The sequence below is a fragment of the Brevibacillus sp. AG genome (assembly GCF_028369215.1).
GTDB classification, from domain to species: Bacteria; Bacillota; Bacilli; order Brevibacillales; family Brevibacillaceae; genus Brevibacillus; species Brevibacillus porteri.
The window spans coordinates 104,474-128,672 of sequence record NZ_JAQMYO010000003.1; the positions used below are offsets into that span (position 1 = coordinate 104,474).

23 protein-coding genes are annotated in these 24,199 nt (G+C 48.2%); 10 read left to right on the forward strand and 13 right to left on the reverse strand.

The annotated features are described in order from the left end of the window. Window position 1 precedes the first annotated feature (1 nt). A complete protein-coding gene (locus POF51_RS09415) occupies window positions 2-412 on the reverse strand; it encodes an acyl-CoA thioesterase (protein WP_069846805.1) in 411 nt (136 codons plus the stop codon). Between the two features lie 141 nt (window positions 413-553). On the opposite strand from POF51_RS09415, the gene POF51_RS09420 reads away from it, so the two are divergent. From POF51_RS09420 to POF51_RS09430, 3 genes are all read left to right on the forward strand, one after another. Further along, entirely contained in the window at window positions 554-1,009 is a 456-nt protein-coding gene (locus tag POF51_RS09420; protein WP_069846806.1) for a DinB family protein, read from the forward strand. Beyond that, window positions 1,006-1,524 carry a GNAT family N-acetyltransferase gene (locus POF51_RS09425; protein WP_271755241.1) on the forward strand — a complete coding sequence of 173 codons (519 nt, stop codon included), beginning with the start codon at window positions 1,006-1,008 and terminating at the stop codon, window positions 1,522-1,524. The genes POF51_RS09420 and POF51_RS09425 overlap by 4 nt, the downstream gene beginning before the upstream one ends. A 146-nt stretch (window positions 1,525-1,670) precedes the next feature. Next, complete coding sequence (locus POF51_RS09430; protein WP_069846809.1) at window positions 1,671-2,609, forward strand: DMT family transporter; 939 nt, start codon at window positions 1,671-1,673, stop codon at window positions 2,607-2,609. Window positions 2,610-2,674: 65 nt separating this feature from the next. On the opposite strand, the gene POF51_RS09435 is transcribed toward POF51_RS09430, so the two are convergent. The 7 genes from POF51_RS09435 to POF51_RS09465 form a co-directional block, all read right to left on the reverse strand. Next, complete coding sequence (locus POF51_RS09435) at window positions 2,675-3,694, reverse strand: S66 family peptidase (protein ID WP_069846812.1); 1,020 nt, start codon at window positions 3,692-3,694, stop codon at window positions 2,675-2,677. A 192-nt stretch (window positions 3,695-3,886) separates the two neighbouring features. Further along, window positions 3,887-4,237, reverse strand: a complete 351-nt coding sequence (locus tag POF51_RS09440) for a hypothetical protein (protein WP_017250046.1) — start codon at window positions 4,235-4,237, stop codon at window positions 3,887-3,889. Between the two features lie 155 nt (window positions 4,238-4,392). Beyond that, a complete protein-coding gene (locus POF51_RS09445; protein WP_069846814.1) occupies window positions 4,393-5,829 on the reverse strand; it encodes a sensor histidine kinase in 1,437 nt (478 codons plus the stop codon). Continuing rightward, complete coding sequence (locus POF51_RS09450; protein ID WP_017250044.1) at window positions 5,829-6,527, reverse strand: response regulator transcription factor; 699 nt, start codon at window positions 6,525-6,527, stop codon at window positions 5,829-5,831. The genes POF51_RS09445 and POF51_RS09450 overlap by 1 nt, the downstream gene beginning before the upstream one ends. Before the next feature lie 195 nt (window positions 6,528-6,722). Then, window positions 6,723-8,057, reverse strand: a complete 1,335-nt coding sequence (brnQ, locus tag POF51_RS09455; protein WP_069846816.1) for a branched-chain amino acid transport system II carrier protein — start codon at window positions 8,055-8,057, stop codon at window positions 6,723-6,725. A 119-nt stretch (window positions 8,058-8,176) separates the two neighbouring features. After that, window positions 8,177-9,106 carry a DNA-3-methyladenine glycosylase family protein gene (locus tag POF51_RS09460; protein WP_069846819.1) on the reverse strand — a complete coding sequence of 310 codons (930 nt, stop codon included), beginning with the start codon at window positions 9,104-9,106 and terminating at the stop codon, window positions 8,177-8,179. Between the two features lie 75 nt (window positions 9,107-9,181). Continuing rightward, complete coding sequence (locus tag POF51_RS09465; protein ID WP_069846822.1) at window positions 9,182-10,102, reverse strand: proline dehydrogenase family protein; 921 nt, start codon at window positions 10,100-10,102, stop codon at window positions 9,182-9,184. Window positions 10,103-10,303: 201 nt separating this feature from the next. Between POF51_RS09465 and POF51_RS09470 the strand changes: the two genes are divergently transcribed. Genes POF51_RS09470 through POF51_RS09480 form a run of 3 tightly spaced genes read left to right on the forward strand, consistent with a single transcriptional unit; the run spans window position 10,304 to window position 14,484 of the window. After that, on the forward strand, window positions 10,304-12,034 hold the full coding sequence (locus POF51_RS09470) for a sigma-54 interaction domain-containing protein (RefSeq protein ID WP_069846825.1): 1,731 nt from the start codon (window positions 10,304-10,306) through the stop codon (window positions 12,032-12,034). Continuing rightward, entirely contained in the window at window positions 12,025-13,170 is a 1,146-nt protein-coding gene (locus tag POF51_RS09475) for a winged helix-turn-helix domain-containing protein (protein WP_069846827.1), read from the forward strand. The genes POF51_RS09470 and POF51_RS09475 overlap by 10 nt, the downstream gene beginning before the upstream one ends. 57 nt (window positions 13,171-13,227) lie before the next feature. Beyond that, a complete protein-coding gene (locus POF51_RS09480) occupies window positions 13,228-14,484 on the forward strand; it encodes an MFS transporter (RefSeq protein ID WP_017250038.1) in 1,257 nt (418 codons plus the stop codon). Here the strand turns inward: POF51_RS09480 and POF51_RS09485 are convergent. Both POF51_RS09485 and POF51_RS09490 read right to left on the reverse strand, forming a co-directional pair. Then, window positions 14,456-15,574, reverse strand: coding sequence for a PQQ-dependent sugar dehydrogenase (locus POF51_RS09485; RefSeq protein WP_083261614.1), 1,119 nt, complete (start codon window positions 15,572-15,574; stop codon window positions 14,456-14,458). The two genes, POF51_RS09480 and POF51_RS09485, sit on opposite strands and share 29 nt — an antisense overlap. Window positions 15,575-16,201: 627 nt before the next feature. Beyond that, window positions 16,202-16,822, reverse strand: coding sequence for a PilZ domain-containing protein (locus tag POF51_RS09490; RefSeq protein ID WP_069846830.1), 621 nt, complete (start codon window positions 16,820-16,822; stop codon window positions 16,202-16,204). A 119-nt stretch (window positions 16,823-16,941) separates the two neighbouring features. Between POF51_RS09490 and POF51_RS09495 the strand changes: the two genes are divergently transcribed. After that, window positions 16,942-17,115, forward strand: coding sequence for a YlaF family protein (locus tag POF51_RS09495; RefSeq protein WP_007722723.1), 174 nt, complete (start codon window positions 16,942-16,944; stop codon window positions 17,113-17,115). An 11-nt stretch (window positions 17,116-17,126) separates the two neighbouring features. Here the strand turns inward: POF51_RS09495 and POF51_RS09500 are convergent, their stop codons facing one another. From POF51_RS09500 to POF51_RS09510, 3 genes are all read right to left on the reverse strand, one after another. Continuing rightward, window positions 17,127-18,182, reverse strand: a complete 1,056-nt coding sequence (locus POF51_RS09500) for a tetraprenyl-beta-curcumene synthase family protein (protein ID WP_069846833.1) — start codon at window positions 18,180-18,182, stop codon at window positions 17,127-17,129. A 122-nt stretch (window positions 18,183-18,304) separates the two neighbouring features. Beyond that, window positions 18,305-19,243: a response regulator gene (locus tag POF51_RS09505; RefSeq protein WP_069846835.1), complete on the reverse strand. Its 939-nt coding sequence runs from the start codon at window positions 19,241-19,243 to the stop codon at window positions 18,305-18,307. Between the two features lie 4 nt (window positions 19,244-19,247). Continuing rightward, window positions 19,248-20,531 (reverse strand): sensor histidine kinase, encoded by a 1,284-nt coding sequence (locus POF51_RS09510; RefSeq protein ID WP_069846837.1) that lies wholly within the window; start codon window positions 20,529-20,531, stop codon window positions 19,248-19,250. 137 nt (window positions 20,532-20,668) lie between these two features. On the opposite strand from POF51_RS09510, the gene POF51_RS09515 reads away from it, so the two are divergent. The 3 genes from POF51_RS09515 to POF51_RS09525 are packed head-to-tail and all read left to right on the forward strand — an operon-like array spanning window position 20,669 to window position 24,139. Continuing rightward, window positions 20,669-21,652, forward strand: coding sequence for a TAXI family TRAP transporter solute-binding subunit (locus tag POF51_RS09515; RefSeq protein ID WP_069846839.1), 984 nt, complete (start codon window positions 20,669-20,671; stop codon window positions 21,650-21,652). 6 nt (window positions 21,653-21,658) lie between these two features. Next, window positions 21,659-22,192 (forward strand): DUF1850 domain-containing protein, encoded by a 534-nt coding sequence (locus POF51_RS09520; protein WP_069846841.1) that lies wholly within the window; start codon window positions 21,659-21,661, stop codon window positions 22,190-22,192. Continuing rightward, window positions 22,193-24,139, forward strand: coding sequence for a TRAP transporter permease (locus POF51_RS09525; RefSeq protein WP_069846844.1), 1,947 nt, complete (start codon window positions 22,193-22,195; stop codon window positions 24,137-24,139). The last annotated feature ends 60 nt before the right edge of the window (window positions 24,140-24,199 follow it).

The following is a 24,199-nucleotide window of genomic DNA, read 5'->3' on the forward strand; positions in this document are numbered from 1 at the left end:
TTTAGCTTTTAGGCAATTCCACAAGCAGTGTCTCTTTTAACTCAACTGGCAAAGAAATAGACTGGCGTGTATTCGCATCGATCATGACCATTGTCACATCGGCGTCCGCCACTAATACATCTACGGCGTTGTACAGCTCCTGGCGGATGACGAAGCTTTTTTCACCCACCTTGATCACCGTAGTAAGCGCCGTTACCTCTTCACGCATCTTCAACTCTTTGCGGTAGTTAATATTTATATTGACCACTACCGGCATGATGGCCCGTCGCCTCAATTCATCCAGTGTAAATCCTTGCTCCCATATCCACTCAAAACGCGCCCACTCCATGTACTCTAAATACTTAGCATTGTTCACATGTCCGATTACATCAATATCAGTAGAATGCACAGTTAAATTATAGCGATGAGCCATCGTTCTCACTCCTTGTTTTTCTTCAGTATAACGAATTCAGCTAGCTGAGTGAACATTCATTCAAAATATTCCGAATGATCATGCTGTTCTTTCCTGATCTTTTTCCTATAATAAAAAATAAACACCAGAAAGGAAGATTGGATGTTCGAACAAGAACTATTGCCGACCTTGCAAACAGCTCGCTCCCGGTATCAGGATGCACTCGTCCATTTGAATGAAGCCGAGCTTGGCTGGAAGCTGGCCCCGGGCTCCAATTCCATCGGATTTTTGATTCATCACATCGCGGAAGTTGAATATCGATTCTGTATGATGTTTTTCGGCAGAGCAATCCCGTCCGAAATCACCCTCACTACAATTGGACCTGTAAAGGATGAAGGAAATTTTACCGACTTGTCTACCTTGCTTGCTTTCAAAGAGGCTGCCTACCATCACTTGCTGGATTCTCTGGCTACCCTGCCAAAAGACGCGTGGGACATCCCCTGTGAAGCACCGATTGCCACGTTGACTCCCCGTCAGGCACTTGGTCGTCTGATCTATCATATGGGCTACCACGGCGGGCAGATTGGACTTATCCGCAAATACGGAGGAACTCAATGAGTCTCATTCTGACAGGTGAGCGGCTCATCATTCGCGAATTGCTGCGCGAGGACTTACCCGACTTACTCGCCACCTACAACAGTAATCCAAAGTACAATCAGCTTCGAAACGACATGAGCACAGTAAGTCTTGCTGATCTGGAAGCCGAATATGACACCACCATACGCATACCTTCCGGGCATTGGCTCGCCATTACTCGTGAAGGTACGATCATCGGAGTCATCCATATCGTCCTCTCCAATGAAAACGATCCAAAAAGCTGGATTAGTCTCTTGCTACTGCATGCCGACTATCAGCAGCAGGGCTTTGGAAAAGAGGCAGTGGCGCTCATAGAAGACTACTGCATCCAACATGGCAGTCAGCATGTTCATCACGGTGTCATTGCGCATAATGAACCCGCTCTTCTTTTCTGGGGGCGGCTTGGGTATGAGCAGTATCGTCAGGTGGAGGCACCAGTCGGTCGTCTGACACAACCGGTGCTGCTGGTAGCCAAGTGGCTAACCCATACAAAGTAAGGAGGTGAAATATATGAACCGTCGCCTTTTTGAAAATGATGTGCCCACCCTCCTCTCCTAGTCGGTGAGGAAGCGGTTCTCTTACTGCCTCCCGGCTACGGAATAACGCTCGAATGATTGATTCATTATTCCGGGAGGGACTTGTTATGTCACAATCACAATGGAAGCAAATGTTTTTGGGTGCTGTCTGCCTAACGCTCGCGGCAGCGATCTGGGGCGGTGTTTATGTAGTCAGCAAGGTCGTGTTGGAAGTAATTCCACCGTTCACGCTATTGATTTTGCGCTTTCTCATTGCTTTAGTCGTGTTGGGGGCATTTACCGTTGCTCACAAGGAGCGTGTCGCGAAAAAGGATTATCCTCTACTGATGGCCATCGCCTTCGTCGGGGTCACGATCTCAATCGCCGCGCAATTTCTTGGTACCAAGCTGTCTACTGCCCACATGGGTGCATTGATTACCTCCGCATCGCCTGCCTTTATTGCCATTTTTGCGGTCTGGCTACTAAAGGAGCGCATCCATCTGAAGCAGGCAGCGGGTATTTTGTTAGCGACGATTGGTGTGATCATCGTCATCGGTGTTCCAGATCAAGCTGACGCCCAGTCTTCCCTGACAGGCAACCTGATTTTGCTCGTAGCAGCCATTAGCTGGGGATTGTATACCGTTCTCAGCAAAAAGGCAACGCAGCGCTATTCGTCCCTGCTAGTCACTACCTACGTAGCATTGTTTGGCATCATCTTTACGAGTCCGCTCATGTTTTGGGAGCTGTCTGTCACGCCTGTCTCCTGGCAATTTGGTTGGGACATCTGGGCAGGCGTCCTCTATATCGGGATGGTTTCTACCGCAGGTGCTTTTTATTTGTGGAACAAAGGCTTCGAGCTGATACCCGCAGGGAGTGGGGCTGGGTTCTTTTTTGTTCAGCCCATTGTCGGTGCATGTTTAGGCTGGCTGTTGCTACATGAACATTTGGGTGTTGGCTTTTTCGCTGGCGGCGCATTTATTTTCCTTGGTGTCGCCTTGTCCACTCTGCGAACACGTGAATCGACGAAGGAACATCCTCTCCCCCATTACAACGAGAAGCAAGGCTAAAAATCATGTATGCTTACATGCTACGAGGACTTCCCATTCGTTGGGAAGCCCTCGTTTTCTTATGCTTATGGACGAAAATATTGCCGGACGCTTCCTTTTTCGAAAGATAGCTCCACTTCAGCAAATGCTCCATTAATAAACGTGATTTGTGGCGGTATATGCCCGCAATCTACATCGTAGAGGACAGGAACTTGCAGCTCAGCAGCCAGCTCCTGATAGACGTCTTCCACGGTATAGCCGTCGACCGCCTGATTCGCTGGACTGCGCCCAAACATGATCCCCGCACAATGATCGAACCATCCGGCCAGCTTCATCTGTACCAAAGATCTGCGCAGATCGGTCGTAGAAAGCTCACAGTTTTCCAAATACCAGATGATCGCTTCATTCCCGATCTGTTCTTTTTGAAACGTTTGCACGTCCCCATACGGTGTGCCGATCACATGCCGAATGGTATCGATACAGCCGCCAAGTAGCCGGCCCTGCATGTTTACGTGGGGAGTAGTCTCTGTGGTTTTCCATACAGTCGGTTCTGTCAGGTGAAAGATATGCGGCGAAGGATTCGTATGCTGCCATTCCTTTTGATACATCGGGGAAGAGTACTGCAACACAGATTCGCCCTCTTTCGTTGACAGAACCGTTTCCCACATGGCGGTCGTCTCATCCATATCTGCTCCACGCAAATCCACCAGATTCGTCCCATGGGCCGTAGCCATCCCCGTTTTTAATGTAATCGCGAGCAACAGCACACTCACATCTGAATAGCCTAACACCCATTTTGGTTGCATGGACTGAAAATCAAGCTTGTCTAAAATCTCAATCAGCAGCTCGCCACCCCAGGGAGGGATGATGATATCGACGTCTTCCTCTTGCATCAGGGAGTTCAATTCGGCTGCGCGTTTTGTGGCAGGAGCTGACTTGGCTTTTTCCTGTGTCCAGACTGTATCTTTGCAAACGATGGAATACCCCCTGCTCTCCATACGACTACATGCCAGTCTGATTAGTTCATGCAAATACGCTGGTACACCAGATGATGGCGCAGTTACCCCTATAGTAGCGCCCTTTTTTAACGATGGATACGTGATCATGCTTCTCCCTCCCGCTCGCTCTGTATGATTTTGGATAATCATACCACATACCACCAAAGTATCTTCCAGGCTCTCATCACTACGACTACTTTTCTTAGACAAAAAAAAGACGACCTATGGCCGTCATCAAGTTATATAAAACGGGAGGGAAGTAGAGGAGTTCAAACGAACGTGTTTCGAGTTCGTGAATGATTACTTCTTGCTGGCGTCAGTCGTTGCAGCCTGTCCAGTGGAACCGCTGTTGTCAGTTCCCGCAGCACCAGGCGATCCAGTGCTGGTACCTGCATCAGAATTGGCATCTGTCGCAGGTGCTTCCGTAGACGAACCTTTGTCCGCAGAGGCATCCGTTGTAGACTGATCTTGCGAAACCGAGCTATCGGTCGATTGTCCGCTATCAGTAGTGGAGGAGCCCGGAGCGGTTTCGCTTGTCGTGCCCTCTGGTTGTGTCGCCGGTTCAGGTGTTCCTGTTGTGTCAGAGCAGGCAACCAAGCTGCCAGACAGGAGTAATGCGACAGTGGCAATGGAGAACCATTTTTTGTTCATGTTCATTCCCCTTTCATTCCTTGGCTTCGTGACCTTCTCGCTGTCACACCTATATCGTAACGGGCAAAGATAACCATTCTGTAAGGAAAGTGGGAAAAAACGATGATCAAAATATGAAAAAAGTATGACCATGATCATTTGGAGTGGATCATGCTTTAGTTCTCCGGCTTAATCCTTGGAAGCCATATCGTAAAAGTACTGCCTTTCCCAGGCGTACTCTCTACTCTACATTTGCCATCATGCAGTTCTACCAGCTCTTTTACAATGGCGAGTCCAAGTCCTGTCCCTTTATTGTTCTTGGAACGTCCCCGATCCACTTTGAAAAAACGTTCCCAGATGCGATCCAGGTCATCTGCGGCAATCCCCATCCCTGTATCGATCACTTGAATCTGTACGTATTCCTCTTCCAGCGAAGCACACATGCGAATTTCACCTGTAGTCGTAAACTTGAGCGCATTCTTCACCAGATTTTTCAGAATTTGCGCGATCCGGTCCTTGTCAGCATAAATTCGCGGAAGCTCGTCCTCTACCTCTACTCCCATGCGAAGCCCTTTTTCCTCTACTTCTTGATGGAAGGAAAAAGCAACCCGATTCATGACATCTGCCACATCGACAGGGAACTTGGCCAGATTTACTTCGTTGTTCTCCAGCTTCATCAAGTCCATCAGGTCATCCACCAAGCGATTCACTTGCATCGTTTCGGTGTACATCACAGCGTAATACTTCTGTCGCGCCTCTTCTTCTTCTACCAAGCCGTCTTGCAACGCCTCGAGAAAACCCTGGATCGCGGTGAGAGGCGTCCGCAATTCATGGGAGACATTCGCCAAAAAATCATTGCGCACTTGCTCCAGATGATGACGCTCCTGCTCTACCTTCTCCAGCTTCTGTGCCATTGTATTGATCGTCTGCGCCAAGTCGCTGATCTCGTCAGACGTATCGACCTGAACGCGCTCTGCATAATTCCCGCGACCAATTTCAGCCGCTGTTCTCTCAATGGTTCGCAATGGGCGGGAGATTGACCATGACAAATACGAAACCATGATCGTAGAAAGAAGCACCCCAAACAATGTCGCCCACAGAATCGACTCGCGCATTTGACCAAAGGTTTTCTCAATTCCTTCAATCGGCGCGTGCAAAATAATTCCGCCATAGACGTTTTCGCCCTCGCCCCACGGGACGGAGACCGACAACATCGGGTCATCCAGACCTTCGATTTGCAGCTCGGTTACCGCGCTTTTTCCGTGAAGCACGTTACTCGCGATGGAAACTGCCACGGACTTGCCCGTAAGCATCTCATCCTTCATCGAAGTCGCGACGATTTTTCCTTTCGTATCAAATAACCAGATGCGGGTATCAAATGACTCGTCCAGCATCGCCAGCTTGTCCAAGAGCTGTTTGTTTACTTCATTACTGTTATGGATAGCGGCATTCACTTTTTTCGCCATCCGCAAAAGCTCTTCTTCCTTGGCATTGTAGATGTACTCCTTCGTAAAAAAGGAGAGAACGATACCGGTAATCCCCAGCCCCACCAAAACGGTAGCCAAAAAGCTGACCAGCAGTCTACGATAGATACTTTTCGACATGCCTAGCATCAGTTATCCACCCCAAACTTGTAGCCGATCCCCCAAACTGTTTGAATGCATTCATAAGGGAGCTTATCTAATCGCTGTCTGATCTTTTTAATATGAACATCGATCGTTCGAACATCGCCAAAATAATCGAAGCCCCACACTTGTTCCAGCAATTGCTCCCGTGACCATACACTTCCCGGAGATTTGACAAGTTGAACTAGCAGATCAAACTCCTTCGGGCGAAAGCTCACTTTTTCCCCGGCAACGATCACTTCTCGTTTATCCAGGTCAATCGTCAATTGATCAAAAGCAAAGGTCCGAAGCACTGCCTCATCTTCTACTCTTGGCTTTGGCTGCAATCTGCGCATAATTGCGCGGATACGAGCAACGATCTCACGTGGACTAAACGGCTTCGTTACGTAATCATCCGCTCCGAGCTCCAAGCCGAGTACACGATCAAACTCCTCATCCTTTGCCGTCAGCATAATAATCGGCGTATCCCACTTCTTGCGGATTTCCCGACATGCTTCAAAGCCGTCCACCTGTGGCATCATGACATCGAGAATGACCACATCCGGCTGTTCCTTTTCCATCATCTCAAGAGCTTCTCTTCCATCTGTTGCTGAGATGAGCTCGATTTGTTGTTTTTCAAAATAAAGGCGAATAATTTCGCGTACGTTTGGATCGTCATCGGCAACCAAGACTTTCATCGTGGACATAGCCAATAACCTCCCTTCTTTCAAAACGACATAGAATGAAACATGCCGTTCAGACAATTTACGTTTTTCCATGGTAACATAGATCACCTGTGTTGTGGACGGATAGAAGTCCTATCCAGCTGGTAAAAGCAGGACAAGAATTGTTTGCGACATGAAAAAAGCGAGTGGACCTAAAGCCCACTCGCTCTTTATTCTTTACTTCGTTTCTCTTACAATCGGGACACTGCGTGTGAGGCTAGCCCACAACAATCCTAACAGTGCGCCTGCAAAGGCTGGCACCAGCCAACCAATTCCTACTTTGTACAGTGGCAATTGTTCCAAGATTGGCGTCAGCGAGTCGATAGACAATCCAAGCTGAGATGCTCCATCCAACAGACTGATGACAGCCGTTGCCGTGATCGCGCCTACGTATACAGCACGATGTCCATTGAACATCCGATCACAAAACGTCAGCAGCATCAGCACGATCGCCAGCGGATAAATCGCCATCAAGACAGGCACAGAGAAGGTAATCAGCTGCGTCAAGCCTACGTTTGCTACCGCAGCGCTGAACGCACACAGGATCACAGCCATTTTCTTGTAGGAGATGCTAGGAATACGACTCGAGAAAAATTGACTGCACGCTGTGACGAGTCCAACAGAAGTCGTGAGGCAAGCAAGTGTAACAGCTGCTCCCAGCAGGAGTGAGCCTAATGGACCGAACAGTTGCAGCACAACCCCAGTTAAGATCTGACCGCCGTTTGCCGATTTCGCAATCGAAACACTCGTCGCTCCCAGATAGCTGAGGGCAAGGTATACGAGTCCGAGACCCGTAGCGGCTAGGATTCCGGCTTTGATCGTAGACCACATCACTTTTTTGCGATCGATGATACCTCTATCCTGAACAGCCGATGTTACTACCAGACCAAATACCATCGCAGCCAACGCATCGAGCGTCAGATAGCCTTCGATAAATCCTTTGAAAAATGCTGTATCCTGATAGGCGCCTGTCGGCTGTCCTACCTCACCCAAAGGCGAAATGAGTGATTTGACAAACATCAGACCAATGATGATCAAAAGAGCAGGTGTTAAGATTTTACCGATTCGATCCACCAGCTTGCTCGGGTTCAGACTCAACCAGAAGGTGATGGCAAAATAGACGATCGTGGTCACAAAAAGCGGTACCCAACTGCCTTTCATGGATTCAGGCAAATACGGCAACACGCCCATCTCAAAGGTTACTGTACCTGTCCGCGGAATCGCCATGAATGGACCAATCGACAGATACACAATAAAGGTGAACACAACTGCAAACATTGGATGGACTCTTGACGCCATCGTCTGCAAATTACCACCAGCCAAGCCTACCGCAATGATTCCCAGTAAAGGCAGACCTACACCGGTAATCAAAAAGCCGGCCATCGCGACCCAAACATTATCTCCTGCAGCTTGTCCTAGAGCTGGCGGAAAAATCATGTTCCCTGCTCCAAAGAATAGGGCAAACAGCATCAAACCAATTGTAATTGTTTCTTTCGTTGAAAGTTCTTTCATATGAATCCTCTCAATATTGTTTAATAAAATAAAATTTTCATTAGTATAACTTAAAATTAACTCACTATTCAACCTTTAATTTTTTAAAATTATTGAACTTTTGTTAAAAATGAAAGTTTTTACAGGTCAAATACCTCTTTTCTCTTGATCGCCCCCACTGCTTCCCATACGTAGAGACAATAGATACTACGCCATGGAGCCCACTTTTCCCCTATCTTGCGAATATCGTTTTCATTTGGCTTTGAATTCATTCCATAGAGGTGAACAATTCCATTTCGCAAACCGATGTCAGCAGCCGGCAACAAGTCTGGACGCCCCATCCCAAACATGAGAAGGCACTCTACTGTCCACCGTCCAATTCCTCGCAGCGAAGTGAGGTACGTAATGATTTCCTCGTCACCCATTGTCCATAGTCTTTCCAAATCTACCGTTTCATTCACAATGGCACGGGCGAAATCGATAATATACTCTGCTTTTCGCTGACTAAATTGCAGTGTACGCAAATCCTCTACAGTCAATCTCGCTACCGCGTCAGGAGTCGGAAAAGCGATGATGCCCTCGCCGTTTGGTTTTTCTACTGGGTCACCTGCCAGTGTCACCAGCCTCTCGGTCAAATTGGCTGCAAAGGTCAGATTGATCTGCTGCCCGATAATGGTCTTGACCATACACTGAAATAAATCTGCATCCAGCATAAGACGAAGACCGCGAAACCGCTCGGTCAGAATGGCGAGTTCCTTTTCCGCCCTCATTTGCTCGTAAATAACGGATAGATCCAAATCGGCACTAAAAGTACGGCGGATCATTTTTTCTAGCAGCTGCTGGTCTGTCGTGGACAAAATCGCCTGTGTCTCGTAGCGCAATGCGGGTTCTTCCAAGCTGCCCACAAATTGCATATGGACCAGAACAGGCCGTAAGCCAATACGAAAGACGCGCTCTAGGCTATTTTTTTCTTTATTCACACGTATCTGCGTATCTGGATGTGTCTCAAGACGCCGAAGCAACCGGTCAAAAGAATACGGGGGAGTAAGCGAAATAATCGAACAATTCACAAGACTCTCACCTTTCCAGATAAAATAAAAACCTCCGGAGAATCCTCCGAAGGTGTCAAGTATACTTCGCAAAGCTTATTTCGTAAACATCCCTTTGAGAACAAATTTTACGTTAGCCGGACTTTCTGCCAAACGGCGCATGAAATATCCATACCAGTCGTTTCCATACGGTACATAAACACGCATTTTATAGCCTTCGCGAGCCAAGTCAATTTGGGACTGCGTACGAATGCCATACAGCATTTGGAATTCAAACTGTGTGCGCGGGATGTTGTGTTCCTTTTCCAGCTTTTTCACAAAATCAATGATGTTGTCATCATGGGTTGCTACAGCAGCATACCCGCCGTTCAACAGATGCTGCTTGATGATTTTTTTGTAGTTCTCATCTACATCTGGCTTGTTTGGGTAAGCGACTTCAGGAGACTCCTTGTAAGCTCCTTTTACGAGACGGAAGTTCACTTTTTTGTCCTTCAGGCTGTCGATATCATCCGATGCTTTGTAGAGATACGCCTGAATAACGGTTCCTACGTTGTCGTACTCTTGCAGTAATTCGTTCAGAATCTCCATGGTCACGTGATTGTGTGCATAGTCCTCCATGTCGATACGAACGAAAATGTTTCCGTTTTTCTTAGCCGAATCCAAAATGCGTCTCATGTTGTTCATGCAGAGCTCACGACTGATGTCCAGACCGAGCGAAGTCATTTTCAACGAGAGATTGCAATCGACACCGGATTGGTGGATCGCTTCCAGCGTTTTGATGCAATAGTCAGCAGACTCGTTTGCTTCCTCTACACTGAACACGAATTCGCCCAGATGATCCAGCGTGCACACGAGACCTTGCTGATTCAGCTTACGTACGGCGCTAATTGCCTCCGCAATGGTTTGACCGGATACAAAGCGACTCGCTCCAAAGCGCAGACCCCACTTTTTCGCGGCAGAATTTAAGGTTTTGTTTTTAGATAAAAATAGAAAGAAATCCTTCATAGCTTGTTCCATCGTTGACTGTCTCCTCCTCAACGTACTCTGTCTACTTCTACTAGCATGAATCGTGCCAACTTATTCTCGTAAGCGCTATCCTGATGTCTCTACGTCGCTTTTAACACATATGTACATTGCGTGTTTATTCTTGTACACTTTTGATTAGATGTACAACAGGGACGATCCCTTTTCCTGTTAGTTTGGATAAGAGGTGACAATTTGAAACCGTTATTTTCGTTGGACAGTACACTCTCTTCCTTTGCGATTCCGATTCCACCTGATATTGTCAAAATACGCGCAGGTGAAACCCTAGGTGAATGGGTTGATAAAGAACAAAAAGGCAGAGTCGTCATCGTCTCTCCTACAACTACGCTCGAACAAACCATCAGCCACATTCTCGCTGGCCCAGGCGTTTCCGATCTGCCTACACTCGTCATCGTGGATGAACAAGGGACTCCGACGGGAATGGTTGAGCCATACCAGCTCATGACTGCCTTTGCCGTGTTGACCCAAAACCAGTCTGCCCTGCTCAGTACGTTGATGGGTACGATGAGTGAGGCCGTCACTATCGTGGACTCCCGCAATGTTGTCCAACACTGGAATCGGGCAGCAGAAATAATTTATGAAATCGATCGCGAGCAAGTCGTCGGAACTTCTCTCGATGAGCACTTCGCCAGTGAATCGATCCGCCTGCTCGATGCCCTGCGTCAAGGGACATCTGTTCAACGTGTCTATCACATTCCTCGTCCTGATAGTCATGTACTCATTAATGCGGCACCGATTCGCCGCGAGGGTGAAATTATCGGCGCGATTTCCATTGAACAGGATATTACTGAGCTGGTTCGTCTCAATGAAGAATTAGCACATACGACGGCCCATCTCCACAATTTGCAGCAAGAGATGAGTCGGTTTCAGGCAGCAGACGATCCTTTTTATGCAATCAAGGGGCATTCCGCCTCGATACAATCCGCTATTGGTTCCGCAAAAAAAGTGGCGCAGACGGATGCGACTGTACTGATTTATGGAGAAAGCGGCGTAGGGAAAGAACTGTTTGCCAAAGCGATTCATCAGGCAAGTCGCCGACATGAGAAGCCTTTTATCGCGATCAACTGCGGTGCCATTCCTGCTGCGCTGTTCGAAAGTGAGCTGTTTGGCTATCAGGGCGGTGCTTTTACTGGAGCCGAGAAAAAAGGCAAGCCTGGCAAGCTGGAGCTGGCGCATGGCGGGACGCTTTTCCTCGATGAAATTGGGGAGCTGCCGCTAGAGTTGCAGGTCAAGCTGCTTCGTGCCTTACAGGAACGGCAATTTTACCGCGTAGGCGGAACAGAGCCGATCACCGTTAACACACGGATCGTAGCGGCGACAAACAGACAGCTGGAGCAAATGGTTGCAGACGGTCGTTTTCGCGAGGATTTGTATTATCGGCTGAACGTCTTTTCTCTGGAAATCCCGCCGCTGCGTGAACGACGCGAAGATTTGCCAGAGCTCGTGCAAATTTTCATTCATGAGTATTCCGTAGCCCATGACCACTCCGTACCACGCATCTCTCCCGAGGTCATGCAAGCGTTGTTCGAGTACAATTGGCCTGGGAACATCCGACAGCTTCGCAACGTCATCGAACGTCTGTCGATCCTGCAAGAAAACGGTGTTATATTGCCTGAGCATCTTCCGTCTGTCATTCGCAGTCACGCAGAACCCACTCATGTTTCTGTGCACACACCGATTGGGGGAACGTATGCGCCGCCGACTCCGACACCGCCGTCAATCCTACGTCCGTCGATTGCGTACACTGCTCCACCTGTGAACGAAAAAGAGCGCATTCTGGCAGCATTGGAGCGCACGTATGGCAACAAAAAGGCAGCAGCCGAGCTGCTCGGCGTATCTCGCGGAACCCTTTACAATAAAATGAAGAAGTTCAATATAAACGAGGAGTCTTTCAAATGGGATTGATCACATGGTCGGATGATAATACGTATCAAATCCATTATGCCGGGGAAACGATTGTCCTTTTGCCGAAGGAATACGCCTTGTTTCAATTTCTGTACACGTGGAAAAATCGGTCCTTTTCAAGGAGTGATTTGCTGGATCGCGTCTGGCCGCTGGAAGAGCCTACTGACCGTACTGTCGACGATCACATTTACCGCTTACGGAAAAAATTACAAAAGTGGTCGCATCTGCTCACGATTGATACGGTCCGAGGAGTCGGCTATCGGCTTACGCTAAAAGAGCAGCAATCACCTAGTCCAACGATATTGAACAGCAATTTCTCAGAAACCATCAATAAAATGCTGAGCACCTATCACGGTATGGGAATGGGGGCCGCGTTGCAGACCCTTTATACTCATCAGAAGGTACTGGGCATTCAGATGGACCCATTTTACGCTACCTTTTTGCGATTTGTTGTCGGTGACTTCAACTGGTTTGTAGAGGATAAAGCTACACCCATTTCCGACAAGCTGTTTTATATGTTCCATTTGTACCATATGACGGAACTTGACTCGCAAAAAACATTAGAAATTTTACAATGGGCTCTGAAAAACGCGAAAAGTATGCCTGAAAATTATCAGGATGAGCTACAGATCACCGCAATCAGTGTCTACGCCCAAGCCAAAGAGTGGGAGCGAGCCAAAAAACAGCTAATACCTGCTAGAGAGGTTGTCGACCGAGTCAATTCACCCGGCTTTCGACTCTTTTTTCAAGCAGAAGAAGCCCTCCTGTATCTACTCATGGGTGAGAGTGACGAAGCTGAGAAAGTCATTCAACGCTCTGAGGAAATCTTGCAAGAACTCCCTATGCAGCGTGAGCTCGGCAGCTTTACCATTGCGCGCGGTCTTTGTCTGTACCATCGGCTGGAGATAACCAAGGCGCGCCGATTGGTCGATGAAGGTCTGGAAGTAGTACGAAGCACCAAGTTCGTCCCCCATCTGATTTATGGCGTACAAATGATCTTGTTGTTCTTAAAAAACTTCGGCTACGATGCGGAATGGGAGCGCAAATACCAGAAAATGTGGGCGGAATTATCCGAAGAGTACAAGTTCGACTACTTGCAGAAAAAGATTCGTGCCATCATCCCATCGACTATCTGATATTCCTCTGACAAATCCCTTTTATCATCGAGTTAACAGATCGATGGAGGGATTTTTTTGTTAAAGGAAAATAGAACGTTTCGCACACTGTTCATCTCTTACGGACTGTCTACGCTTGGCGATTGGTTTGATTTTATTGCGGTATCCATCCTGTTAGGGTTTGTGTGGAAGGTTGATCCGATGACCATGGCTCTCCTGCCGGTTGCCTATGCGGCTCCAAGCATTTTGCTCGGGCAGTTTGCCGGGGTGCTTGCAGACCGTGTGAACAAGGTACGTATGATCATGACCATGAATATCATTCAGGCTGCTCTCACTCTGCTCCTACTTGCCATGCCTACTCCACTCTGGTTCCTGGTGGTCATTGCCCTGCGTTCAGGTGCCTCTGTCTTCAATGATCCAGCGCAACAGACCTTGACGCGTCAAATCGTACCTGAGAATCAATTGTTACAAGCCTCTGCCTTGAATGGAGCCGTATATCAGATGGGGAAATTGATTGGTCCACTTGCCGGAGGATTGGTAGCGGCCGTTTTTGCACCTGCCATTTGTCTGATGATTAATGCTTCGACCTTCCTTCTCTCTACTGGATTTCTGTTCACGATTCGGAAAGTGGAGAATACGTTGTCTCGTACATCCGTAGAAGAGCAGCCTCTCCCTTACCGTCAAGCATGGCAAGAGGGCTGGCGGATCTTTTTGCAAAACCGTGTCCTGTTGTTCAGCACGATCTTCGCAACCGTTACCTCGTTGGCGATTCAATTGGCGGATACACAGTTTCCTGTGATCTTCCGCGAGAAGCTGCCCGACAATCCGGAAATGCTCGGGTTTACAGTCAGTGTCATTGGATTAGGCGCACTTGTCACCGTCACCTGGCTACATCGTTTAAAAGAGATGCGTTCCTACGGGTGGGTGCTGGGCGGTGGCGTTTTGCTCATCGGAATTAGCTTTTCGTGGATTGGATTTTTCCAGGCTGGTGCTGGCATGTATTGGCTGCTGATTCCCGCTTTATTGGCAGGAATCGGAACAGGTCTGACTTCGGTCGGCGCCAATTATCTGGTACAAAAAGAAAGCCCTCCGCAAGCACTGGGCCGTGTGAGGGGAATTATCGATTCATTGACGAGCGCTACTTTCATTATTGCTCCGTTGCTCGGTGGCGTCATTATGACCATCTGGGGTCCAAACACTGCTTTTTTATGGGTCGGAATGTTAATCGCTACGATTGGTGGAGGCGCAGTTCTCTTACAACAATGGATTTGGGGGAAACGAACAAAAGACGTGGCTGTTGCTACCGCTACGGCTGGATCGGAACGAGTCGGATAATTTTATCGTCCCCTTCTCTCGGATTTCCACGACCATCGCGGTTGTTGGTCAACAAATAGAGTGCGCCGTCTTTTCCTTCGACCACATCGCGCAATCGTCCGAACTCGTCTTGGAACAAAGTAGCAGCCTCCAATACCGTATCAGGTCGAGTAGCGTCTAAGCTAATTTTCTGAAGCTGCGTACCCCTGAGGTTCGCTACGAGCAGTTGTCCTTTCCACGGCCCTTTGGATACAAACGTCATGCCAGAAGGAGCCCATGTCGTATCACCGCTTTGCAGGAGGGGGGGTTTCATCCCCTCTTTTTGCTGTTCACCAGAAATGACCGGCCAGCCGTAATTTGCGCCTGGCTCGATCCGATTAATCTCATCATGTGCAGTCTGGCCGTGCTCCGAGCTGTAGAGTATTCCTGTATCCGGATACCATGCGATGCCTTGCGGATTACGATGTCCATAGCTGTATACAGGTGAGCCGGAAAAAGGATTGTCGGCAGGAATGGTTCCATCCAGATTGATGCGCAAAATTTTTCCGGCGAGACTTGCCCGATCTTGCGCAAGTATCGGCTCATGCGCATCGCCTGTCGTAATATAAAGACGCTGATCCGGACCGATTTTGATCCGTCCTCCGTTGTGGATCGAGCTTCCCGGGATTTTATCGAGGAGTACCTTGTCAATCTGTGCTGCATGGTTTGCTTCTCTCAGTCGCAGAACACGATTGAAAGTAGCCTCTCCCTCTTTGTATGTATGGTAAACGTACAAGTAGTGGTTATTCGCAAAATCAGGATCGAGCACAAGGCCCAACAGCCCGCCTTCTCCCTCGCTGATGAACGGGGCAGGGAACGAGATGAGCGGATCCGGCAACAGCTTGCCTGACTGGATCACTCGCACTCTTCCTGGTCGCTCTGTGAAAAAGATTCGACCATCCGAGGCTATATCCATCGCCCACGGCACATCCAATTGATCAGCCACTACCTCCATCCGATATGGAAGAGTCTGTTGAGCTGGCTGCGACTCTGGAGCAGGATTCGCCTCGCAGGCCACAACCGGCATACTCAAGATCAAGGTAAGCACACATACCATCCATTTTTTCCACATCTCACGTTTTCCTCCCTGTGCGATTTGTCCAGTAGGAACCAGGAAGCATTTAGACAAAGTTTCGCTTATGTACGCTTATGTTCCTCTTTTCGTTGTGCAAAAAATCTGTTTGGATGCCCTCCAGCAGTTGTGCCGGGGCCGAAGCCCGGTGACATGTTTTCCAGTCGCCTGTATCCTCTCTCCGTTCGGGCGGTCTCCTTCCAAACATATCACCGTGCTTCCACAGCTGAGGTTGGGCGTCCAGCTTTTTAGAACATTTGTGTAGTTAATCAGAGAAGTCTTTCCGTTTTTCTTTATCTTTTTTTCCTCTTTTATGCCTTTAAAATGTTGACTGAAGCCGCGTAGGAAGAAGCGGATTTCCAGTCCAAGCGCCTCTGGAGCCCAACCCAGCGAAGGAATGAATGTCGGGGGTTTTCAGCTTCACTTATGATATACTCCCTTGAAACTTCAACGTTTGAAGCGCTCCCGACATTCATTCCGTAGCGGACAGCCCCCGCCTCCCGGCAGGGCGTAGGTTGAAGCGTAGACTGGAAATCCGCTTCTTCCCCCCACTACAGCCCCTCCTAATCTACCCCGGAAAAAAGACAAAAAAAAATTGGTCCCCATTGAACCAATTCACGAAAAGACCTACTCGATATTCACTTGTCTTCGTTCCTCGATTTGCCGATGCAAAATGTACTTTCGCAAATTGTGAAAATGACGTGCATTGATTCCTTTGATCGTACAGCCGTAAAAATAGTTCGGACCTTCTATTCGTTCATGAATGATAACCAGGTCAGTTTTCACTACCCCATCCGGGCGATTTCGACCATACAATTCAAAGGAAAAAACAATTTGCTGATCCGCAGGAATATGTTTGTCTGAGCGGAATGCCAAGCCTCCCAGGCTCAAATTCACCAAGTACACCATTTGACTATAAACGGAAAAAAATGAGTCTGGCTCCTGCGTCGGATACTGGATCCAGCCCTTAACCTCCATGTCGAAACGGGGATAGCGTCTGCGCTGTTCCCGAAACTCAGTAGCTGTTGGAGAGTGGAACAAAAACAAGCGATTTTTGTCTTTAGCCACGACTACGGCTTCAAACGTATTGATCGTTTCATAATCAGCCGTCAATAGACAAGGGATCTGATCCCCTACAGTGACATCCAATGGGCTGGGAAATACGGCTTCGATCAAGTCTCCTTCTTCATAGGTAACATGACCTTCTATCACTCGATTCCCTTTTCTAATTTGTATTATGCTTTCCATCTGCGTTCTCCACCACTTCGCACAAATATATTACCGGGATTTCCGAAATCTTTACCTGGATGCTTTTCGCGGAAAATAAGGTATAATGGGAACATTGACAGATAGGAGGTTACAGACCGATGAATCGTTATCAATTGGTAACACTGGCTTTGGCATTTTTGGTAACCGCCTGTCTCATCGGAGTTGGCATTGCCATTGGGGAAAAAAGCCCCCTCGGTATCCTTGGCTGTATCGTTGTTGCCTTCTCGTTGATGGGATTTGGCTTTTCGTACAAGCGCAAGCATATGCGCTAACCTCTTCTCCGTTATCGCCGTACAAGTAAACTGTTCACATAAAACAGGACAGAGGGCAAGCCCTTTGCCTGCTTCAGTAGTTGTCTAGCGATAGTATAAATGTGTGGCTGGCTCCGATTCACCTTGCGATCCGCGAGATAAAACGCGACTAGCCCGTCCACGATCATACGGTGAAATGCAGGATTTGGCAAGCGTTTAACGCTTGCCTTTGCTTGTTCTATGAAAAGCTTCAAGCGTTCAGTCGCTATCCGTTCTGAATCGTAATAGCTCACAAAGTTTAAATCTCCACCCATTTTATCTTCTTCCAGGTCAATTAAATAGTCTAATAAAATATGTAACCCGCACAGCCATGGAAAGTAAGCTTCACTTACCATTTGAATTTGCTCTTCCCCTACATCTGGATCAGTCGACAAGCAAAAAAGAGCGAATATCCCGATGGTCGAGCCTGTGACAGCCGCAAATTCTTGCCAGTACAAATCATGATAGCGTTCCTTATACTGATCCCACCACGTCAACAAGTGATCCTCACGCAAATGGGGAGCAATGTGCTTGTATACTTGCAAATCGCTATACAAACAAGAAAACTCGAGTATCTTTGCCTGGATTTTTTCATAGGCTGGCAATTGTGCGACATGTTGTTGACAGGTCTGAACCAGCCCAGCCAAAAAGCCGCCGTCATCCTTATCCTCGCGGTACAAATAATAGTCGCGCAATGGCGCGCCTGGTGTCAGTGCATCCTGCATCGACACGTGAAGCTGACGGAAGTCTTGCGGGTCTAATGACGTGCTGCGATCACACAGATTATCCAAGTAGTCACTGATCGTTTGGTAGGCGACAATCAGCGGGACAATTGTCTCTACATGCGAGATGACCTGTGCAGCATAAACACATCCCCCTTGGCAGTGAAACTTTTTGGAGTTCATGCTGTCTTGTGCCTGTTTTCTCAGCTCGGGATTGGGAATCGCCTGTGCTCTTTTGTACCAGGCCGCAAACTCTCGCTCCAGAACAGGTTGCACATGACGATAGACTCGGTAAAGTAGCTGCCATGGATTACGTAGTTCGCTCACTTACTTCCCTCCCAAAACAAATGTAAAACGGAGGCATTCCCAAGCTTTTACCAGCTTACATCGAAGCCCTCGCTCATAACCAATAGAAATATCTTATCACATTTGGATGCCCACTCCAAAAATCAGCCCTGAAATACACCAATTCGCCTTTTTGACTCCATATAGAGTACAAAAATAAATTTTTTGGCATTGATACGAGTAGAAGAGATCGTCATTTCCATCTGATTCTCCAGCTCTAGCATGCGTTTTCGCACCTCGGTAAAATCGAAGAATGTGGTCGCGTAGCTCTCGAATTTGGGATTGCTGTAATCGGTAAGCCCAAGGGAAGCCAGATGGGTTAATGCCTGATAAATGGATCTGCGAACCCGTTGTTCAGCGGCCTTCGTTTCCTTTTGGATCAAGACAGTCACTCCCTTCCCCAACTTGCGGGCAGCAATCGCCCAAAAAATATCGCGTAAAGGTGGGAGATTCACTTCCCCATCCCTTTCCTTCTCCCAGTGATACAGCCACTCCATCATGTCGAGTAAATCTTTGCTGCCTTTTTCGCTAATCATCCCCAGTTCGGTTAAGAGAAACCGTGCGGAAGACAAGATGCCCTTTTCATGATACGTTATTTCTTTTGAAAGAGCTGCCGTTACGTTCATACTGCCGGACAAAACGGAAAGCGACCGCTGAATACCCTCGATGGATTGCTGCAACAATATGCGTTCCCGTACCTTTTGCAGAACACTGATGACCTCCAGTCGATTCACCGGTTTGGTCACGTAGTATTCGATCCCTGTCGCATACGCCTCTGCGATTATCTCCTTCGTTTCGATTTGCGAGATCATGACAATCTTGCCTGTAAAACGCCTCAGTTGGCGCACTGTTTCAATGCCATCTCGATTCGGCATCAAAAGATCAATCAACAAGATGTCTACTTGCTTCCAATTCAAAAAATCGTGGTCAATCTGTAAACCATCCTCTGCTTCCCCACTTACCTCTCCCAAATCAGCATCCTCAATGATCTGAGCGAGCATGAATCGAATCGCCGGATCGTCGTCCACGATGAAGTAGCGCATTAGGTCACCCTTTCTGAATCAGAGTTGCGATTGGCAGGCGAATGCAAAATTGTGTGGTTTGTCCGCACGAGGCCTCGGCTATATCAATCCTTCCTTGGAGATTGTCTGTCACTTCCTTTACGTATGAAAGTCCTATCCCCGTGGAAGGCCTGCCTGATACGTCGTATTTGGTCGTGAATCCAGGCATGAACAAGAGCTCCTTGTCCTCTACCACTATGCCTGGCCCATCATCGGTCACATCAAAATGAATCCACTCCTGACTCTCGTCAATCGAGGCAATGATCGAGACCATCCCCCGGTCGCGGATTGCTTCGACACTATTGCCGACCAGATTGTTGATGAGTGAGAGTGTCGTGTAAATGTGGCAAGCGAGATAGGGCACCTCCACATTCGTTTCAAACTGAATGTCCTTCTCCAACAGTCTCGCGTACTTTCGTTGCACCTGAACTATAATAGCAATCAATTCGCCCAGTGGCATATAATCTCGTTCGTTCTCGTCAGAAATCAGCTTGGAAAGGCCTGCATATATGCGTTGATTGTCCTTTTTCACTTCATGCACTTGTCCGGCAAGGGACAGCAGCCGCTTTGCATATCGCTTGCTCGTCCCATCCTTGTGCTCCACCTCGTTCATCTCGCGATACAACTCATAGCAGCTGCGCGTGATTTCCTCAACCTGATGCAATGTCTTTTTTAGATGAACAGATTCCTCGTACAAGTTGGAAATGAGCATCAACATCTGCTCGTTTCGATTGCGCTGTTGCTTTTCCATCCATTTCGCCTGACGCAGCTGAATCATATTGAAAAAACTAAGGACAAAAAAACTGCGTATCAAAGCAATGACGGCAATCGGCCCTACGACCTCCAGCTGAAAGACTCCCTCCCAGGATACAGCACGAAAGGACAGCTCTACCAAATTGGCAGCTATTTCTGAGACTGTCCCCAACAGTCCCACCCAAAGCGGTCGATGATGTAGTGTATTAACGCGAAAGAGCGAGAATAGACAAGCAAAGGTAGCGTAATAGCAAAAGGCGGGGAAATGCATCTGAAGAGAAGGCAGAAACGAAAAGACATCTCCATACAAGAAATCTAAGATTATTCGAAATAGAACAACAATTAATCCAGTTACTATCCCTGCCAAGAAAGAAGGACGCAGCCACAATAAAAAAAAGAAAAAAGCCGTTGTACCAAAGCTAATACGGAAATCATCTTGAAACGGGTGGAATTTGAGCTCCCCGGCAATCGGGACAGCAATGAGCATAAGCAGCAGGATCGAAAGGGTCTCTCTCATAAAATGTTGCCCGCACTTCCTGTTTATTTCTTAGTTTACTATATTTTTCTATAGATTTTTGTAGTTTTTTATAGACCTCCCCTTACAATGCCAAGGAAAGTTATATAAACAGAACATTTAGACTAGGGGGAATTATCTTGAAGAAGCGTCATTTTCTTCTCTCGCTCACACTACTTCTGTCCATGTCGCTCATCACGGCATGTGGTGGTGGCAACTCTTCACAAGGAGGTGCAGGTGGAGGCGCCGATCCCTCCCAATTAATTATTGCAACAGGCGGTACAGGCGGCACTTATTTCCCACTCGGTGGCGGCATGGCTGACCATATAACGAAAAACGCTGGCCTCACTGCTACAGCACAAGCCACAGGCGCTTCAGCAGAAAACATTCGCCTCCTTCGTGATAAAAAGGCGGACATTGCCTTCACGCAAAATGACATTGCCGAGTATGCATCAAAAGGAACGAACATGTTCCAGCAAGACGGTAAAATTGATTCCTTTCAAGCATTGGGCGCTCTCTACGATGAGACCATCCAAGTCGTCGTCTCTGCTGACAGCAATATTAAAAGCGTTGCCGATTTGAAAGATAAGCGCGTATCTGTAGGCGCTCCAGGAAGCGGCACAGAAGTGAACGCTCAGCAAATTTTAGAAGCATATGGCATGACCTTTGAAGACACCAAGCTCCAGCGCCTCTCCTTTGCTGACTCGGCCAAAGCCATTCAGGACGGCCAATTGGATGCTGCCTTCCAAACTGCTGGTACGCCTACCGCAGCAATCACGGAGCTGGCAGCGACAACTGGCGTAAAAATCATTCCCATTGACGCGGACAAAATCGATGCGATCATCGCCAAATACCCTTACTACGTGAAAACAACCGTCCCAGCCAATACGTACCAAACCGTTCCGGAAGAAGTGACCACCGTCTCCGTCAAATCAATGCTTTTGATTCGCTCCGATCTCAGTGAAGGCCTCGTGTACAAAGTAACAAAGGCGATCTTTGAGAACAGCGACAAGCTCGGTCACGCCAAAGCCAAAGAAATCAAGCTGGAGAACGTGAAGAACGGCGTCAGCATCCCTGTTCACCCGGGCGCCCAAAAGTACTTTGACGAAAAAGGCGTGAAGTAACGCCAGATGGTTTTTATCCATGAAGTATCAAAGCGAAGAGGGCGGACGTTGTTCCGCCTTTTCTCCTTCTTTCTTCTCGTCATTGTCATTTATGTGGGCATCGCCACTCCGCTGATTCCCGCTCTGGTTATCCGGGATACACAATCGAATCAGGTAGTTTGGCGTGCAAACATACACAATGAAGCAGCCTTTGGCATCCGCTGGACTCATTCCATTCATCGGTCGACAATAGAGGAGCAATACCGGATTGTAGATGGTCAAATTATTTTGTCAGAGATGAGCTTTCACGACTACGGTATCGGCATGGAAAATGAATTGGCTCCTGGCGAGGAGCTGATTCTGGCCGATGGACGATTCCACGTTCGCAATATGCAGCGCTCTTTTCCTGCCCTACGGCTTTTTATCGGGCAAGTACGGGCTAATCATACGTTGCTTTTCGCTGGACAGGATATTCCGTTGAGCTTGATCTACAAGCCGGGAGAAGCCATCACGATTCAGGCAGAAAAGCGATCCATTCTGAGCGAGTTAGGAGGTTACTAGATGAGTACAACAACGAATATGAACCAGCAAGAGATGGATAAGCTGATCGCGCAATATGACAAGGAATCAGCCACACGCCAGCTTGCGGGTCCCATGAAGTGGATTTCTTTTGGTCTACTTGTCCTCTTCTCCCTGTACCAGTTATCCAGCACGCTTTTCTTCACGCTGCCTCCCCAGATTCATCGTCCGATCCACTTGGCCTTCGGTCTGGCACTTGTCTATCTGTTATATGCAGGAACACCCAAAGGCAACCATAACAAAATCGGACTCGTGAACATGATTCTCGCCTTGTTGGGTGTCTTCGTATCGCTATATTGGGTCATTGACTATGAAGGACTCGTGACCCGAACAGGTAACTATACGTCGATGGATATGGTGGTCGGCGGTATTGCCATCGTGCTCGTCCTAGAGGCTGCACGACGAGTCGTCGGAATTCCAATCGCTCTCATCGCCACTATTTTTCTTTTATACACCTACTTCGGACCTTACATGCCAGGCTTTTTGGAGCATCGCGGCAGTGATGTCGAACGGATTATCGGGCACAGCTACTACACACTAGAGGGTATTCTCGGTACTCCGCTCGCCGTTTCCTCTACCTTCATCTTTTTGTTTGTGCTGTTTGGCGCGTTTCTCGAAAAAACAGGGGTCGGTGAGTATTTTAACGATTTGTCGCTGGTCATTGCAGGCAGACGAATCGGCGGCCCTGCGAAGGTGGCCGTATTTTCCAGCGCCCTGCAAGGGACAATTAGCGGCAGCTCCGTTGCCAATGTCGTTACCTCCGGCGCCTTTACCATCCCGATGATGAAACGGCTCGGCTATCGCTCCGAATTTGCCGCGGCGGTGGAAGCCTCGTCCTCTACTGGTGGACAAATCATGCCGCCTGTCATGGGGGCTGCTGCCTTTTTGATGGCGGAATTCATCGGCGTTCCTTACTTGGAAATCGCCAAATCTGCAATCCTTCCTGCGATTTTATTTTTCGTGGGCATCTGGATTATGACGCACTTCGAAGCAAAGCGCCTCGGGTTACGCGGACTCTCTAAGGAAGAACTACCGAACAAAAAAGAAGTTTTGAAAAAAATGTACTTGCTCCTCCCCATCGTGATCATTATTACCGCTCTGATGATGAACATATCAGCCGAGCGCTCCGCGATTATCGGCATCATCTCCACCATTATCGTGGGCGCCTTCCGAAAAGAAACCCGCATGTCTATTGCTGATATTTTAGAAGCACTTGCCTCAGGTGCCAGAATGGCTCTCGGTGTCGTGGCCGCAACTGCGTGTGCCGGAATTATCGTCGGTACGATTACGTTGACTGGGATCGGATTGAAGCTGGCAAATGGCTTGATTGATTTGGCTGGCGGTCAGCTTTTCCTTACGCTGTTTTTCACGATGATCGCATCGCTTATCTTGGGCATGGGAACACCTACGACGGCGAACTACATCATCACTTCTACCATCGCTGCCCCGGCGCTCATTCAATTGGGTGTACCAGCTATCGCTGCTCACATGTTTACGTTCTACTTCGGAATCGTTGCAGACATCACGCCGCCAGTTGCGCTTGCTGCCTTCGCTGCATCAGGCATTGCCAAGTCAAAGCCGATCAAAACAGGTGTAGAATCCACGCGGCTATCAATCGCTGCTTTTATGGCTCCCTATATTTTCGTCATCTCACCAGCCTTGCTGCTGATTAATACCACCTTGCTCGAATCGATTTGGGTTATGCTGACTTCAACGCTTGGGATGATCGGGGTGGGAGCAGGGTTGATCGGCTATTGGATGTCCAAGCTAAACGTCTTGGAGCGTATCCTCGCAGTTGCAGGTGGCGTGCTCGCGGTCATCCCTGGGATCGAAACGGATATCGCCGGTTTTATTTTGCTAGGGCTCGTTTTTTCCTTATCGTATTACAAAGCTCGCAAACAAAAACAATCTGTGCAAACGACAATATAAGAAAACAAGCAAAAACCCTCCCAAGCATTCGTTTCCTTTTGCCAGGAAGCTCTTTTGCTT